The 232-nt window shown below is 64.2% G+C and carries 1 pseudogene; it reads left to right on the top strand.

The window, feature by feature from the left end:
- A pseudogene (locus tag KVT37_RS33155) lies at positions 1–232 on the top strand (HAD family phosphatase); the annotation flags it as partial.

The raw sequence follows: 232 nt of genomic DNA, 5'->3' as shown, positions 1-232 counted from the left end.
CCCAGAAGGCGACATTTGGGCCGAGACCATGCTTCTATTCTCGGAGGAGCTTAAATCCACGCCGGGGATCGAGCCGTCCCTCGACGCGCTTGCCGGCGACCGCTGCGTCGCCTCGCCGTCCTCGGTCGAACGCATCAATCACAGCCTTTCGGTGACGGGCCCCTCGCGCTTCTTCGGCGAGGCGTTCTGCTCCTCCTCGGTGGTAAAGAATGGTAAGCCGGGGCCCGTCATC

Source organism: Mesorhizobium sp. GbtcB19 (genome assembly GCF_019091085.1).
In the GTDB taxonomy this organism is placed as follows: Bacteria; Pseudomonadota; Alphaproteobacteria; order Rhizobiales; family Rhizobiaceae; genus Mesorhizobium.
Note: the sequence above shows the minus strand (reverse complement) of the source record. Positions and strands in the feature narration are given on the sequence as shown.